This is a genomic window from Pseudomonas sp. SBB6 (assembly GCF_024213215.1).
Taxonomy (GTDB): Bacteria; Pseudomonadota; Gammaproteobacteria; order Pseudomonadales; family Pseudomonadaceae; genus Aquipseudomonas; species Aquipseudomonas donghuensis.
The window spans coordinates 141,558-155,704 of record NZ_JANAVH010000003.1 but is presented as its reverse complement, the minus strand read 5'-3'; the positions used below and the strand labels follow the sequence as shown (position 1 = coordinate 155,704).

The following is a 14,147-nucleotide window of genomic DNA, read 5'->3' as shown; positions in this document are numbered from 1 at the left end:
TCCAGTAGGGGCGATGGTCTACAGCAGACCGCCGGGCAGGCCGGGCTGTTCAGTCGAGTTACTTGAATTTCGGCCCGGAGCGGGTGTTCAGGCCTTTGGCCAGGCGGTCATAGAGCACCACGTTGACGGTGGCGGCCAGGTTCATGCAACCGTTGGTCGGGATGTAGATGGTCTCTTCGCACCAGGCGCGCACGCTCGGGTCGAGGGAGCCGTCTTCAGGGCCGAAGATGTAGATCGCGCGGTCCGGGTGGGTGTACTCGGGCAGCGGCCGGGCGCCGTCGACCAGCTCCACCGCCACCGGCGTGCAGCCCAGGGGGATGATCTTCTGCAGGTCGTCGATGCCGATCAGCGGGATGTCGTAGTGCACACGCTTGGTGTCGGTGACGAAGTCGCGGGCGCGCTCATAGCGCTTGCCGGTGTAGAACACCGAGTTGACGCCGTAGCAACCCGCAGCGCGCATCACCGAACCGACGTTCTCTGCTGACTTGGGGTTGAACAGACCAATGCAGCTGTACCGTTTGTTCGCCACGTGCCGGGGCCCTTCGCAAAAAAGACGCGATTATACGGGCTTGCCGGCAACTGTGGGCGGCTTCAGTCCTTCTTCAGCATGCCGGCCAGGGCCGCGAACGGATTGTGGGTGGCCTTGGCGATGCTCGGGCTGCTGGTCGAGCCTTCGCTGAAGTACTGCTGGTCGGTATAGCGCGAGTGCTCGTTGTCGTGACAGTACAGGCACAGCAGTTCCCAGTTGGAGCCGTCCTGGGGGTTGTTGTCGTGGTTGTGGTCACGGTGGTGCACGGTCAGCTCGCTCAGGCGCTTGCCGGCGAACTCGCGGGCGCAGCGGCCACACACGTGCGGGTACATGCGCAGGGCCTTGTCGCGGTAGCCCATTTCCTTGTCGCGCTTGGCGTCGGCGAGGATGCGGTCTAGCCGTGCGGTGGCGGCGGCAGAGGATGACGAACTCATGGGATTACCTTTTCTCGGGCTTGTTACGGTTATGCCTTGAAGTTTAGCCCGATGGCGGGCAATTCGGACAGGCAAACCGTGCGCGGTGGGAGTAGCCTGTAGCCAGGACCCTCAAGGAGCCTGTGCATGCGTTACGCGATCATTGCGGTATTGATCTGTGCCAGCCTGCAACCTGCCATGGCCGCTGATTTGCAGCCACGGTTGATCACCCCGGTGCCGGGTGCGCCGGGCACGGCGACGCCAACGCCGTATCCGCAGGTGACGCCGAGTACGCCGCCGCGCGCCGGTGATGCGCAACCGGGCGCGCCATTGCTGCCGCCAATGCCGGTGCCCAACCCGCCCAAGGATCAGCCATTGCCTGGCTTGAACCCGGACAACGGCAAGGACAAGGGCAGCTAGACCTGCTGGGCCAGGCGTTGACCGTCCTGCATGCGCAAGCGCCGGGACAGGGCCACGGCCAGGGCGCGGATGATCTTGGCGGCGATCTTCGGGGCGTCGTTGAGCATCTTTTCCAGCGAGTCCTTGCCCAGGTTGAGCAACTGGCAGTCGCTGGCGGCAATGCAGCTGGCCGAGCGCCGTTCACCGTCGAGCACGGCCATCTCGCCGAACGCGCGGCCCTTGCGCAGGGTGGCGATTTCCACCTGGCGCTGCTCGGCGTCGGTCTTGCGCACTGAAACTACGCCGTGATGGATGATGCACATGAAGGTACCGGCATCGCCTTCGCGAAAAATCTGGGTGCCTTCGCTCATGTTGCTGATGCTGAAGTAGCCGGCGGCGGCCTGGAAGTCGCCGGGCAGCAACTGGTCGAACAGGCCGCAGTCCATGAGCATGTCGCGGATTTCGTTGTTGAGGTGGGTGGGTTCAGGCATTTGCGTCGTTCTTTTAGTTTTGTGGTGTCTGTTCTGGGGCTGCTGCGCAGCCCATCGCTGGCGAGGCCAGCTCCCACAAGGGCCTGCATCTACCCTTCCTGTGGGAGCCGGCCTTGCCGGCGATTTGCGTGATCAGACAACAAATTTTCCGATTTACACCACGCCCAGCACGTTAAATACGAACGCGTACTCCAGCGCCACGTCGCGCAGCCCCTGGTAGCGCCCGCTCATGCCGCCGTGGCCGGCACCCATTTCGGTCTTGAGCAGCAACAGATTGTCGTCGGTCTTGGTCACCCGCAGCCGCGCTACCCACTTGGCCGCTTCCCAATACTGCACGCGGCTGTCGTTGTAACCGGCGATCACCAGCAGGGCAGGGTAGGCCTGGGCGCGGACGTTTTCATACGGCGCATAGGCCTTGATCCGCTCGTAGACCTCGGGCTCTTGCGGGTTGCCCCACTCGTCGTATTCGGTGACGGTCAGTGGCAGCTCGGGGTCGAGCATGGTGTTGAGCACGTCGACGAACGGCACTTCGGCAATCGCTGCCTTGAACAGCTCCGGGCGTTGGTTGAGCACCGCCCCGATCAGCAGGCCACCGGCGCTGCCGCCGCTGATCGCCAACTGCTCGGCGCGGGTCACGCCCTGGGCGATCAGGTGTTCGGCACAGGCGATGAAGTCGCCGAAGGTGTTGTGCTTATGCGCCTGCTTGCCGGCGTGGTACCAGGCTTCACCCAGTTCACCGCCGCCACGCACGTGGGCAATGGCAAAGGCCACGCCGCGCTCGAGCAGGCTCAGGCGGGCGTGGGAGAACCACGGATCGAGGCTTTCGCCGTAGGCGCCGTAACCGTACAGGTACAGCGGCACCGGCTTGCCAACGTCGGCACGGCGCTGCACCAGGCTGATCGGTACCTGGGTGCCGTCGGCGGCGGTTGCCCACAGGCGCTGGCTGACATAGGCGTCCGGGTCGAACGGGCCGAGCACCGGGGTTTCCTTGAGCACTTGCTGGGCGCCGTTGGCCAGCTCCAGCTGGCGCACCTGGGCCGGGCGGTTGAGCGACTGGTAACGCAGGCGGATGCGCGGGCTGACGAACTCCAGGCTGTCCTGCACGTACAGGCTGTAGGCGGCGTCCGGCAGCTCCACGCGGTAGGCCGGCACGCCTTGCGGGTGCACCTCGATGATCGGCAGGCCGCCTTCGCGCAGGCTCAGGCTCAGGGCGCTGGCATTGAGGCTCAGGCCTTCGAGCATTACCGAGTCGCGATGGGCCACCAACCGTTGCCACTGCTCGCGGCTGGGCACTACCTCGGCCGTAGCCTGGTACAGGGCGAAGTTGATGCCGTCCTGGTTAGTGCGGATGAACCAACGCCACTGGCCTTCGAACTGACCGTGGTCGGGGTAGTACTCGTGGCCCTCGACCCGTGGCGCCATGCAGGTGAAGGCCTGCTCGGGGTGTTCGGCGTCGAGCACCCAGGCTTCGCTGGTGGTCTTGCTGTTGAGCAGCAGGATCAATTGGCGCTCGGAGCTGGCGCGGTAGCAGTGCAAGAAGAAACGACCGTCGGTTTCTTCATAGACCGCTTCGACACTGCCGCTGCCCAGGCGATGGCGCAGCAACTTGTGCGGGCGGTGGGTGTCGTCCAGTTCGGCGAAGAACAGCGTCTGGTTGTCGTTGGCCCAGGTCATGCTGCCGTCGCAGTCCTCGAACGGCAGTTGCTCGATGGCGCCGCTGGCCAGGTCCTTGACGTACAGGGTGTAGATCTCGTCGCCCGTGGTGTCCAGGCTGTAGGCCAGGCGCTGGTGGTCGGGGCTGATGCTGAAGGCCCCCATGGACAGGAAGCCGCCCTTGGCCAACGCATTGGGGTCGAGCAGCAGCTCCTCGCGCGCTTCATCGACGGTATTGGCATCATCGGCCGGGCGCGGGCAGCGGTAATGGCGGGCGTACTCGTCACCGGCGGTGGTGCGGGTGTAGTACAGGTACGGGCCCCAGGGCGAAGGCAGCGACAAGTCGGTTTCGAGGATGCGCGCCTTGATCTCTTCGAACAGCTGTTCGCGCAGCGGCGCCTGACCGGCCAGTTGCGCTTGCTGATAGGCGTTCTCGGCGTTCAGGTAAGCCAGCACCTCGGGGGTGTCGCGTTGCTGCAGCCAGGCATAGGGATCGGCACCATCGGCCTTGTGGGCAATCGGGGCACGGGGAGCGGTGGCGTCTGCGGACATGCGGGGTTCTCTTGGCTGGGGGGCGCCTGCGCGCGGAAAAGTGTTTATCATAAGCGTCTATTTGCCTAGCTTGCCACGGACACCATGACCGAGAACGACTATCTGCTCGCCTGGGGCCTCTACGCCCTTGCCGCCTTGGGATGCCTGCTGGTGGGCTTTCGCCTGACTGGCTGGATGTGGCGCTGGCTGCGTGAACCGCTGCGGGTACTGATGGCGGTACTGCTGCTGACCCCGACCATCGTCGACCCGGTCAAGGAAAAATTCGCCCCGGCCATCGCCATTGCCGCCCTCGATACCCTGTTCAAGGTCGGCAACAACGCCCTGCGCGCCGCAGCCGACCTGGCCATGTACGGCATGATCGCCTTCGCCTTGTATGCGCTGTTCGTGTTCATCCGCTGGCCGCTGGAGCGGCGCGCCAAGGCCCGCCGTGAGCAGGCCGAAGCGGCCGCCCAGCGTGAAGCCCAGGAGCCTGTGAGCGATGAGCCGTTCGCCGCCGACCGCAGCGACCGCTACCGTAACCCGCCACCTGCAGCGCCGCTGGGCGGCAGTGGCACGCGGGTCGAGCCGCGTCTGTAGGATTTGCCCGGAGCAGCCAAGCATGTGTGAACTACTGGGCATGAGCGCCAATGTGCCGACCGACATCGTTTTCAGCTTCACCGGGCTGATGCAGCGTGGCGGGCGCACCGGCCCGCACCGTGACGGCTGGGGCATCGCCTTCTACGAAGGCCGTGGCCTGCGCCTGTTCCAGGACCCGGCGGCGAGCTGCGAGTCGGAAGTTGCCAACCTGGTGCAACGCTACCCGATCAAGAGCGAGGTGGTGATCGGCCACATTCGCCAGGCCAATGTCGGCAAGGTCAGCCTGTCCAACACCCATCCGTTCGTACGCGAGCTGTGGGGCCGCAACTGGTGCTTTGCGCACAACGGCCAGCTCGGTGAGTTCAAGGGCCAGGCGACCTTCTACCGACCGATTGGCGACACTGACAGCGAAGCGGCGTTCTGCGACCTGCTCAACCGTGTGCGCGAAGCCTTCCCCGAGCCGGTCGAGGTCGAGCAACTGCTGCCGGTGCTGGTCGAGGCCTGCGCCGAATACCGTGGCAAGGGCGTGTTCAACTGCCTGTTCAGCGATGGCGACTGGCTGTTCTGCTTCTGCTCGACCAAGCTGGTGCACATTACCCGTCGTGCGCCGTTCGGCCCGGCACGGCTGAAGGACGTCGACATGATCGTCGACTTCCAGGCTGAAACCACCCCTAACGATGTGGTCACGGTGATCGCTACCGAGGCCCTCACCGAGAACGAAACCTGGCACCGCTACGCGCCTGGCCAGTGGGCCTTGTGGCGCCGTGGCGAGTGCATCGCCGAAGGTCAGGCCAGCTAAGGATCAGCCCCATGTTCAGAAGTTACCTGCGCTTGCTGTTGTTTACCTGCGGTTTGCTGGTTGGCCTGCAGGTGCCGGGCTATATCGTCGATTATGGCCAGCGGGTCGAGGCGCACCTGCTCGAATCGCGCGAAGGCCTCAAGGGCTTTGAAGACACCGCCAAACGCTTTTTCAACGGCGACCTGCAGGCGCTGCTGGGCCATTACCGCAGCAGCGACGACCCGGTGTTCACCAGCGATGCCAACAGCATCGAAAGCCTGTTGATCCGCAACCGCCAGTTCGAGCAGGAATGGCAGATTCTGCAAGGCCCGTGGCTGGCGAAAACCTGGCATGTGCTGGTCACCGCCAACCCGCAACTGCGCGAAGAAACCCTCAACGGCTACCGCTACCAGATCCTCCTCAACCCCGAGGCCCTGGCTTGGGGCCTGAGCTGCGCGCTGGCGCTGGCGCTGGTGGTCGAAAGCCTGCTGCTGTTGCTTGGCTGGGTAGCACTCGGCGGGCGGCGCAAGGCGGTGCAGGAGAGCTGGCGCTAAACCAGCACGATGCGCTGCGGCCCGGCATCGCGGGCGTAGCGCTCCAGCACGTTGCGGCACAGTTGCACCACCTCATCGACCAGCTCGACACCGGTCTGCCAGGCCACCACCAGCTCCAGGCTCGGTGGTTGCTGGGCCAGCGGCAACAGGATCAGTTCGCCACGGGCCAGTTCTTCGCTGACCAGCGCTGGCGGCAGGGCGCCGATGCCAAAGCCATCACGCAACAAGCGGGTAATCGCCGCCACCGAATTCACGCAGTTCAGCCGTGGCGCGCCGACGCCTTCGGCCTGTAGCAGGCTGAGCACTTCCTGGTGCGGACGCGAGTTCTTCGAGAAAGTGACGATGCGCTCGCGGGCCAGGTCCGCCAGCGAGGCGTAGTCGCGGTTGTAGATCGACTGGCGGGCGACGATCCAGCCCATGGGATAGCGTGCCAGGTCCAGGCTGCGGATCGATTCCTGGCGCAACAGGTCGGTTTGCAGAATCACATCGAGAAAGCCTTTTTGCAGCTGTTCGCGCAAATTAAGCGCGGTATCGGCGACCAGTTCGATTTCCACCTGCGGGTAGCGCTCCATCAGCTCCGACACCAGCGGGCTCATCCAGGTGTGGATCACCGTGTCCATCACGCCGATGCGAATGCGCCCGACCTTGGCCCGGTCGCTGTCCAGCGATTGCTTGAGGGCCTTGGCGGTGTCGAGCATCTGTTCGGCGTATTCCAGCACCTTGCTGCCTTCCGGGGTCAGGCTCACGCCGCGTGAGTCGCGCAACAGCAACCTGACCCCGAGGTCGGCCTCCAGCGCCGCGATACGGCTGGAGATCGACGCCTGGGTGGTGAAGAGCTTTTCGGCGGTCAGGCGAAAGCTCTTGAGCCGGGCCACCCAGACGAAGGTTTCGAGGAATTTGAGGTTCATGGCGCGCTCACTGATCAAGTTTTTCTTATGCCAGACAGCTGGTTTTTCTCGTTGGACGACAACCCGCGCCCGTCGAAAAATGATCCTCAGGCCGCGACATATGCTGTCGTCGTTAAAACAATACCAACAAGCTGAGGCAACCATGAACCCATCGGGCGTGCAGCAACAGGTCAAACCCAGGTCAGTGGCGGGGCCATTCGACTGGTACCGCAACATCAACAAGCAGGAACGCCGGACCTTCTGGAGCTGCAAGATCGGCTACGGCCTGGATGGCATGGACACGCAGATGCTCAGCTTCGTCATCCCCACCCTGATCGCCCTGTGGGGCATCACCACCGCCGAGGCCGGGCTGATTCACACCAGCACCCTGATCGCCTCGGCCCTGGGCGGCTGGATCGCCGGTATCCTCTCCGACCGCATCGGCCGCGTGCGCACCCTGCAACTGACGGTGTTGTGGTTTGCATTTTTTACCTTCCTCTGCGGCTTTGCCCAGAACTACGAACAACTGCTGATTGCCCGCACCCTGATGGGCTTTGGCTTTGGCGGTGAGTGGACGGCCGGCGCAGTGCTGATCGGCGAGGTGATCCGCGCCCAGGACCGTGGCAAGGCGGTCGGCATGGTGCAGTCCGGTTGGGCCATTGGTTGGGGGCTGACGGCGATCCTGTATGCCGTGCTGTTCTCGCTGTTGCCGCCGGAAGACGCCTGGCGCGCGCTGTTCCTGCTGGGCATTGTGCCGGCGGTGTTCGTGATTTTCGTCCGTCGCCTGGTCAAGGACCCGGAAATCTACCAGCAGGCCAAGGCCGCGGAAAAAACCGAAGCGCCGTCGCACTTCTATGAAATCTTCGCTCCGGGCATGCTCTTTACCACCCTGCGCGCCTCGTTGCTGACCACCGGCGCCCTGGGCGGCTACTACGCCATCACTTCGTGGCTGCCGACCTTCCTCAAAAACGAACGGGGCCTGAGCGTGCTGGGTACCGGCGGCTACCTGGCGATGGTGATCTTCGGCTCTTACATCGGCTACGTGATCAGTGCCTACCTGACCGACCTGTTGGGCCGGAAAAAGAACTTCATCCTGTTCGCCGTCGGTTCGTTCATCATTGTCCTGCTGTACACCCAGATGCCGGTCAGTGACGGCGTGATGCTCTGGCTGGGCTTCCCCCTGGGGTTCTTCGCCTCGGGGATTTTCAGCGGCATGGGCGCGTTTCTCACCGAACTGTTCCCCACCCGCATCCGCGGCTCGGGCCAGGGCTTTTGCTACAACATCGGCCGCGCCCTGGCGGCGTTCTTCCCGCTGCTGATCGGCCTGCTCAGCCAGAAGATCCCCCTGGGCCTGGGCATCGGCGGATTTGCCGCGGTGTCCTACGGAGTGGTAATTCTGGCAGCACTGAGCCTGCCGGAAACCCGCGGCAAACAACTAGAAGCCCAATGAGGCCGAGCCTGAAGGAGTGTCAGTCGTGAGCCGCCTGTTACTGAATTGCGATATGGGTGAAAGTTTTGGCAGCTGGACCATGGGCCTGGACGCCCAGGTCATGCCCTATGTTGATTGCGCCAACATCGCCTGCGGCTTCCACGCCGGCGACCCCGGCATCATGCGCAAGACCGTGGCTCTGGCCGTGGCCAACCAGGTGCGCATCGGCGCCCACCCCGCCTACCAGGACCTGGCTGGCTTCGGCCGTCGCTCCATGGCCTGCAGCGCCGAAGAGATTCGCGACCTGCTGCATTACCAGATCGGCGCCCTGGACGGCATTTGCCGCACCCAGGGGACGCAGGTTGCCTATGTCAAACCCCACGGCGCGCTGTACAACGACATGATGGCCGACCCGCTCAAGCTGCGCGCTGTGCTGGAAGCGGTGGCCGCCTATGACCGGCAACTGCCGCTGATGCTGATGGCCACCGCCGACAACAGCGCGGCCCAGGCCCTGGGTGATGAGTACGGCGTGACCCTGTGGTTCGAGGCGTTTGCCGACCGCGCCTATGACGCCAGCGGCCATCTGGTGTCGCGGCGCTTGCCGGGGGCGGTGCATCACGATCCGGCGGTGATCGTCGAACAGGCTTTGCGCCTGGCCCGGGGCGAGCCGCTGATTGCCAGCGATGGCAGCGCGCTGCTGTTGCAGGCCCATACCTTGTGCGTGCATGGTGACAACGACAGCTCGATTGCCGCCGTCCGGCAGATCCGTCAGGCCCTCGATGCCCAGGCGGTGCCATGAACTACCGTATTGAAGTGGTGGCCATCGACTGCCTGATGGTGCGCCTGTTCGATCGCATCGACGAAAGCAACATGCCGTGGATGCTCGCCGCCAGCCAGCGCTTGCGCAGCGCGTTTGCCGAATATCTGGTTGATCTGGTGCCGTCCTATACCACGCTGATGGTGCAGTTCGACTTGCTCCAGATGTCGCCAGCCGAGGCTCAGGCCTGTATCCGCGAAGCGCTCAGCGACCTGCAAGCGGACGCTGGCAGCGGCGGCCGTGAGCATGAGATCCCGGTGTGGTACGACCTGAGCGTCGGCCCGGAACTGAAATTATTGGCCGAGCGTTGCCAGACCTCGCTGGCAGACATCATTCGCCGTCACAGCGAGCGTGAGTACCAGGTCTTCGCCCTTGGCTTTGCCCCCGGCTTCGCCTTCATGGGCCTGGTCGAAGAGGCACTGGCCGCGCCGCGCCTGGCCACCCCGCGCAAACGCGTGGCGGCCGGCAGCGTGGGGATTGCCGAGCGGCAGACCGCCGCTTATCCAGCGGTTTCTCCTGGCGGCTGGAACCTGATCGGGCGCACCCCGAGCAAACTCTTTGACCGTCAGCGCGAGGGCTACAGCCTGCTGCAGCCGGGTGACCGGGTGCGCTTCGTGGCGGTTGAGCGTGCGACCTTCATCAACCTGGGCGGCGACGATACGCCGCTGGAGGCACAGGCATGAGCCGGTTGTCGATCGAGGCCAGCACGCCGCTGTGCCTGTTGCAGGACGCCGGGCGTTTTGGCGTGCGCCACCTGGGTGTGACCCAGGGCGGGGCGCTGGACTGGGTGTCGATGCGCTGGGCCAACTGGCTGCTGGGCAATGTGCCTGAGGCGGCGGTGGTTGAGGTCACTCTTGGAGGCTTGAGCCTGATTGCCGAGCAGGATTGCTGCCTGGCCCTGGCCGGTGCCGACCTGGATGCCCGGCTCGATGGCCAGCCGCTAAAGCCCTGGCGCAGTTTCAGCATGAGCAAGGGCCAGCGCCTGCGTTTGAATTCGCCGTTGCACGGGGCCCGTGGGTACATCGCCGCGCCGGGCGGCTTTAAGGCGCCGCAGGTGCTGGGCAGTTGTGCCAGCGTGGTACGCGAGGCGCTGGGCGGGCTGGATGGCCTCGGTTCGCCGCTGGCCAAGGGGCAGCCGTTGGAATATGCCGGTGCGGCACCGGCGCATAAAGAAGTGCCGGAGGCGTTCTGGCCGGACTTTACCGACAAGTCGCCGCTTGATCTGTTGCTGGGCGCGCAGATCGGCGATTTTAGCGGCCTGAGCCTGTTCGAGGTCTTCAACCGCGACTGGACCCTCGACAGCCGCGCTGATCGCATGGGCATCCGCCTGTTGGGGCCGGCCTTGCAGTACCAGGGCCCGGCGATGATCTCCGAGGGTATCCCGTTGGGCGCGGTGCAGGTGCCGCCGGATGGCCAGCCAATCGTGCTGCTCAATGACCGGCAGACCATTGGTGGTTATCCGCGCTTGGGGGCGTTGACGCCGCTGGCGCTGGCGAGAATGGCGCAGATGCTGCCGGGGCACGTGGTACGGTTCCGGCCGGTGGTGCAGGAGATGGCGTGGCTTGAGCAGCGGGCATTTCTTGAGAGGTTTGTTGGCTGAGAGGGCCTCATCGCTGGCAAGCCAGCTCCCACAGGTGAATGCAAACCTCTGTGGGAGCCGGCCTTGCCGGCGATGGGGCGCGTAGCGGCCCCGTGTCTACTTGGACAAAAACCGCATCCCTTCCTCCAGCCCGCGCAAGGTCAACGGGAACATCCGCTCCTCGACCAGATCGCGAACGATGTTGGTCGATGCCGTATAGCCCCAGGTGTCCTTCGGGTAGGGGTTGATCCAGATGAGCTTCTTGTACTTCTCCATGAAGCGCTGCATCCACACGTAACCGGCTTCCTCGTTCCAGTGCTCGACGCTGCCACCCGGCTGGGTGATCTCGTAGGGCGCCATGGCCGCGTCACCGACGAACACCACCTTGTAGTCGGCGCCGTACTTGTGCAGCAGGTCCAGGGTCGAGGTGCGCTCGGAGGTACGGCGCAGGTTGTTCTTCCACACCGACTCGTAGACGAAGTTGTGGAAGTAGTAATACTCCAGGTGCTTGAACTCGGTCTTGCAGGCCGAGAATAGCTCTTCGCAGATCTTCACGTGGGCGTCCATCGAGCCGCCGATGTCGAACAGCAGCAGCAACTTGACGCTGTTGCGCCGCTCCGGGCGCATCTGGATGTTGAGCAGGCCGGCATCGCGGGCGGTGTGGTCGATGGTGCCGTCGATATCCAGCTCTTCGGCCGCCCCCTGGCGGGCGAACTTGCGCAGCCGGCGCAGGGCCAGCTTGATGTTGCGCGTGCCCAGTTCGACCTGATCGTCGAGGTTTTTGTACTCGCGCTGATCCCAGACCTTGACCGCCTTGCCCTGGCGCTTGCCGGCATCGCCGACGCGGATGCCCTCGGGGTTGAAACCGCCCGAGCCGAACGGGCTGGTGCCGCCGGTGCCGATCCACTTGTTGCCTCCGGCGTGGCGTTCCTTTTGCTCTTCCAGGCGCTTTTTGAACTCTTCGATCAGCTTGTCCAGCCCACCCAGGGACTGGATCTGCGCGCGCTCCTCGTCAGTCAGCGAGCGCTCGAACTCCTTGCGCAGCCAGTCTTCGGGAATCAGCGCTTCCAGGTGCCGGTCGAGGTTTTCCAGGCCTTTGAAGTAGGCCGAAAACGCCCGGTCGAACTTGTCGAAATGGCGCTCGTCCTTGACCAGGATGGCCCGCGACAAGTAGTAGAATTCGTCCATGTCGGCGAAGCTCACGCGCTGCTTGAGGGCATTGAGCAAGTCGAGCAGTTCGCGCACCGAAACCGGCACCTTGGCCGCGCGCATTTCATTGAACAGATTGAGCAGCATGGCTATTGCTCCCGGCTCAGCGGTTACCGCGACGGCTCATGAAGGCCAGGCGCTCGAGCAACTGCACGTCCTGCTCGTTCTTGACCAGGGCCCCGGCCAGCGGCGGGATGGCCTTGGTCGGGTCGCGTTCGCGCAGCACCGCTTCGCCGATGTTGTCGGCCATCAGCAGCTTGAGCCAGTCGACCAGTTCGGAGGTGGACGGCTTTTTCTTCAGGCCCGGCACCTTGCGCACGTCGAAGAACACGTCCAGCGCTTCGCTGACCAGGTCCTTCTTGATGTTCGGGTAGTGCACATCGACGATCTGCTGCAGGGTGTCGCGGTCGGGGAAGGCGATGTAGTGGAAGAAGCAGCGGCGCAGGAAGGCGTCCGGCAGCTCTTTTTCGTTGTTCGAGGTAATGATGATGATCGGGCGCTGCTTGGCCTTGATCGTCTCGTTGGTTTCGTAAACGTAGAACTCCATCCTGTCCAGTTCCTGCAACAGGTCGTTGGGGAACTCGATGTCGGCCTTGTCGATTTCGTCGATCAGCAGAATGACCCGCTCTTCGGACTCGAAGGCCTCCCAGAGCTTGCCTTTTTTCAGGTAATTGCGCACGTCGTGCACCTTGTCGACGCCCAGTTGCGAGTCGCGCAAGCGGCTGACCGCGTCGTACTCGTAGAGACCCTGGTGGGCCTTGGTGGTCGACTTGATGTGCCAGGTGATCAGCTTGGCGCCAAAGGATTCGGCCAACTGCTCGGCAAGCATGGTCTTGCCGGTGCCCGGTTCACCCTTGACCAGCAGCGGCCGCTCCAGGGTGATCGCTGCGTTGACCGCCAGTTTCAGGTCGTCTGTAGCGACATAAGCGCTGGTGCCTTCGAACTTCATGAACCGATCCTCTAACGTAGCGCCGGGGGTACATGGCCCCAGGCGGAAAAATTGTCATGCACGACTATAACGCGGGCTTCGGGCGACTGGGAACGCAGACGGCCCATTCAGTCTCTGAATGGACCGTCACTCGGTGACTCAGTCAACCTTGGGTGGCGTTTGTTCATAGTTGGCGTTGAAGGCCTGGACAAAGCCATTGCGCAGGATCTGCAAAAACGCCTCGAAGGCGCTGATATCGCGCTTATGCACGCTGCCTCTGAGCGCTACGCGGGTGGCGAACTGGTTCTTGCGCTGGTTCTTGAGCGCGGTTTCGCTGCCGCCGACCAGGGCTTCCCAGATCGAGCGGAAAAAGCCCTTGTCCTTGCTCTGAACGTCCTGTTGCCAGTTGAACACATCGACGTCGCGCAGCAACGGCTTGATGTAGCCGTTGAGCTGGCCGTTGCTGGCTTCGGCCTCGATCACCAGGTCGCCATGGCCGGCATTGAAGTCGAACTTGCCATAGGCACTGGCAAAATCGTTCAGCCGGCGCAACTCGATGTCGGTGGCGCGCAAGCGAAACTTGAAGTCTTGGAAATCGCTGAAGGGGTCGAAGGTGGCGCTGCTTTCGACGCTGGCATCGCCGAGCAGGCGGGCCTTGCCGTCGAACGTGGCGTCGCGCCGGCCCTTGCGGTCCTCGACGTTGGTCAGGTTGCGGATGCTGGCATCGAGCTGGGTGGCCTTGAGGTTGACCTGCGGCGTGGAATTGAAGTTGCGAAAGCTCAGGGTACCGTCGTCGATGCGGACTTCGTTGAGGGTGATGGGCAGCAGTTTTTCCAGTTGCTGACGCCAGTCGGTGCCCTGGCCGGTCTGCGAGGTCTGTTTGCTGGCGCCGTCGACGAAGTTCAGTTGCGGCTTGAGGAAGGTTACTTGCGCCACTACCGCCTGGTTGTGCCACAGCGAATGCCAGCTGACCGACAGGTCGATCAAGGGTGCTTCGAGAAACGGCACCGGAACCTTGCCGCTGGTCTTGACGATGTTCAGGCCGTTGATCTTGTAGGCGCCGCGCCACAGCGCCAGGTCGACGTCGGCGATCTGCCCGCGGTATTCACCCATGTCGGCGAGCCTGTCGTTGAGGTAGTTGCGTACCAGCAGCGGCAGGGTCAGGTGCAGGGCCAGCAGTACCAGGGCGATGCTCAACAGCCCCCACAGGGGCCAGCGGTAGCGACGTTTCATCGGCGACGGTTTCCGGCAGGGTAGTGATCGGTTGACCCCCGTCAGCTTCAGGGGTTCGCCGGTTGTGGACGCACTGGCGCTGCAGGCTTACCCTTGAAGTTTTCCGCCCGGTGCATAAAA

The 14,147-nt window shown here is 63.8% G+C and carries 16 protein-coding genes; 8 read left to right on the top strand and 8 right to left on the bottom strand.

The window, feature by feature from the left end:
* Positions 1-58: 58 nt before the first annotated feature.
* Together NLX68_RS06815 and NLX68_RS06810 are read right to left on the bottom strand one after the other, a co-directional pair.
* Entirely contained in the window at positions 59-529 is a 471-nt protein-coding gene (locus NLX68_RS06815; protein WP_010223125.1) for an RNA methyltransferase, read from the bottom strand.
* Positions 530-591: 62 nt separating this feature from the next.
* A complete protein-coding gene (locus NLX68_RS06810; protein WP_038996595.1) occupies positions 592-963 on the bottom strand; it encodes a YajD family HNH nuclease in 372 nt (123 codons plus the stop codon).
* A 126-nt stretch (positions 964-1,089) separates the two neighbouring features.
* Between NLX68_RS06810 and NLX68_RS06805 the strand changes: the two genes are divergently transcribed.
* Complete coding sequence (locus NLX68_RS06805) at positions 1,090-1,362, top strand: hypothetical protein (protein WP_254283418.1); 273 nt, start codon at positions 1,090-1,092, stop codon at positions 1,360-1,362.
* On the opposite strand, the gene NLX68_RS06800 is transcribed toward NLX68_RS06805, so the two are convergent.
* Together NLX68_RS06800 and NLX68_RS06795 are read right to left on the bottom strand one after the other, a co-directional pair.
* The gene (locus tag NLX68_RS06800; protein WP_010223122.1) at positions 1,359-1,832 is read right to left on the bottom strand and encodes a cyclic nucleotide-binding domain-containing protein; all 474 of its coding nucleotides are present in this window, start codon (positions 1,830-1,832) and stop codon (positions 1,359-1,361) included. The genes NLX68_RS06805 and NLX68_RS06800 overlap by 4 nt on opposite strands.
* A gap of 153 nt (positions 1,833-1,985) precedes the next feature.
* Entirely contained in the window at positions 1,986-4,037 is a 2,052-nt protein-coding gene (locus NLX68_RS06795) for a S9 family peptidase (protein ID WP_254283417.1), read from the bottom strand.
* 84 nt (positions 4,038-4,121) lie between these two features.
* Here NLX68_RS06795 and NLX68_RS06790 point away from each other — a divergent pair, with 84 nt between their 5' ends.
* From NLX68_RS06790 to NLX68_RS06780, 3 genes are read left to right on the top strand one after another with little or no spacing between them, the layout of a single operon-like run.
* Positions 4,122-4,613 carry a hypothetical protein gene (locus NLX68_RS06790; protein WP_010223120.1) on the top strand — a complete coding sequence of 164 codons (492 nt, stop codon included), beginning with the start codon at positions 4,122-4,124 and terminating at the stop codon, positions 4,611-4,613.
* Positions 4,614-4,635: 22 nt separating this feature from the next.
* Positions 4,636-5,412, top strand: coding sequence for a class II glutamine amidotransferase (locus NLX68_RS06785; protein ID WP_254283416.1), 777 nt, complete (start codon positions 4,636-4,638; stop codon positions 5,410-5,412).
* A gap of 11 nt (positions 5,413-5,423) precedes the next feature.
* Positions 5,424-5,945 (top strand): DUF2937 family protein, encoded by a 522-nt coding sequence (locus NLX68_RS06780; RefSeq protein ID WP_254283415.1) that lies wholly within the window; start codon positions 5,424-5,426, stop codon positions 5,943-5,945.
* Here the strand turns inward: NLX68_RS06780 and NLX68_RS06775 are convergent.
* The gene (locus NLX68_RS06775; protein WP_010223117.1) at positions 5,942-6,853 is read right to left on the bottom strand and encodes a LysR family transcriptional regulator; all 912 of its coding nucleotides are present in this window, start codon (positions 6,851-6,853) and stop codon (positions 5,942-5,944) included. The genes NLX68_RS06780 and NLX68_RS06775 overlap by 4 nt on opposite strands.
* A 142-nt stretch (positions 6,854-6,995) precedes the next feature.
* Between NLX68_RS06775 and NLX68_RS06770 the strand changes: the two genes are divergently transcribed.
* From NLX68_RS06770 to NLX68_RS06755, 4 genes are read left to right on the top strand one after another with little or no spacing between them, the layout of a single operon-like run.
* Complete coding sequence (locus NLX68_RS06770; RefSeq protein WP_254283414.1) at positions 6,996-8,282, top strand: MFS transporter; 1,287 nt, start codon at positions 6,996-6,998, stop codon at positions 8,280-8,282.
* A 16-nt stretch (positions 8,283-8,298) separates the two neighbouring features.
* Positions 8,299-9,060, top strand: a complete 762-nt coding sequence (locus tag NLX68_RS06765; protein WP_367949526.1) for a 5-oxoprolinase subunit PxpA — start codon at positions 8,299-8,301, stop codon at positions 9,058-9,060.
* Entirely contained in the window at positions 9,057-9,761 is a 705-nt protein-coding gene (pxpB, locus tag NLX68_RS06760) for a 5-oxoprolinase subunit PxpB (RefSeq protein ID WP_254283413.1), read from the top strand. The genes NLX68_RS06765 and pxpB overlap by 4 nt, the downstream gene beginning before the upstream one ends.
* Positions 9,758-10,678, top strand: a complete 921-nt coding sequence (locus tag NLX68_RS06755; RefSeq protein WP_254283412.1) for a biotin-dependent carboxyltransferase family protein — start codon at positions 9,758-9,760, stop codon at positions 10,676-10,678. The genes pxpB and NLX68_RS06755 overlap by 4 nt, the downstream gene beginning before the upstream one ends.
* A gap of 96 nt (positions 10,679-10,774) precedes the next feature.
* Here the strand turns inward: NLX68_RS06755 and NLX68_RS06750 are convergent, their stop codons facing one another.
* The 3 genes from NLX68_RS06750 to NLX68_RS06740 all read right to left on the bottom strand — a co-directional run bounded on the left by NLX68_RS06750 (position 10,775) and on the right by NLX68_RS06740 (position 14,027).
* A complete protein-coding gene (locus NLX68_RS06750) occupies positions 10,775-11,953 on the bottom strand; it encodes a VWA domain-containing protein (RefSeq protein WP_254283411.1) in 1,179 nt (392 codons plus the stop codon).
* A gap of 16 nt (positions 11,954-11,969) precedes the next feature.
* Positions 11,970-12,815 (bottom strand): MoxR family ATPase, encoded by an 846-nt coding sequence (locus NLX68_RS06745; RefSeq protein ID WP_254283410.1) that lies wholly within the window; start codon positions 12,813-12,815, stop codon positions 11,970-11,972.
* A 138-nt stretch (positions 12,816-12,953) separates the two neighbouring features.
* Positions 12,954-14,027: a DUF748 domain-containing protein gene (locus NLX68_RS06740; protein WP_254283409.1), complete on the bottom strand. Its 1,074-nt coding sequence runs from the start codon at positions 14,025-14,027 to the stop codon at positions 12,954-12,956.
* Positions 14,028-14,147 lie beyond the last annotated feature (120 nt).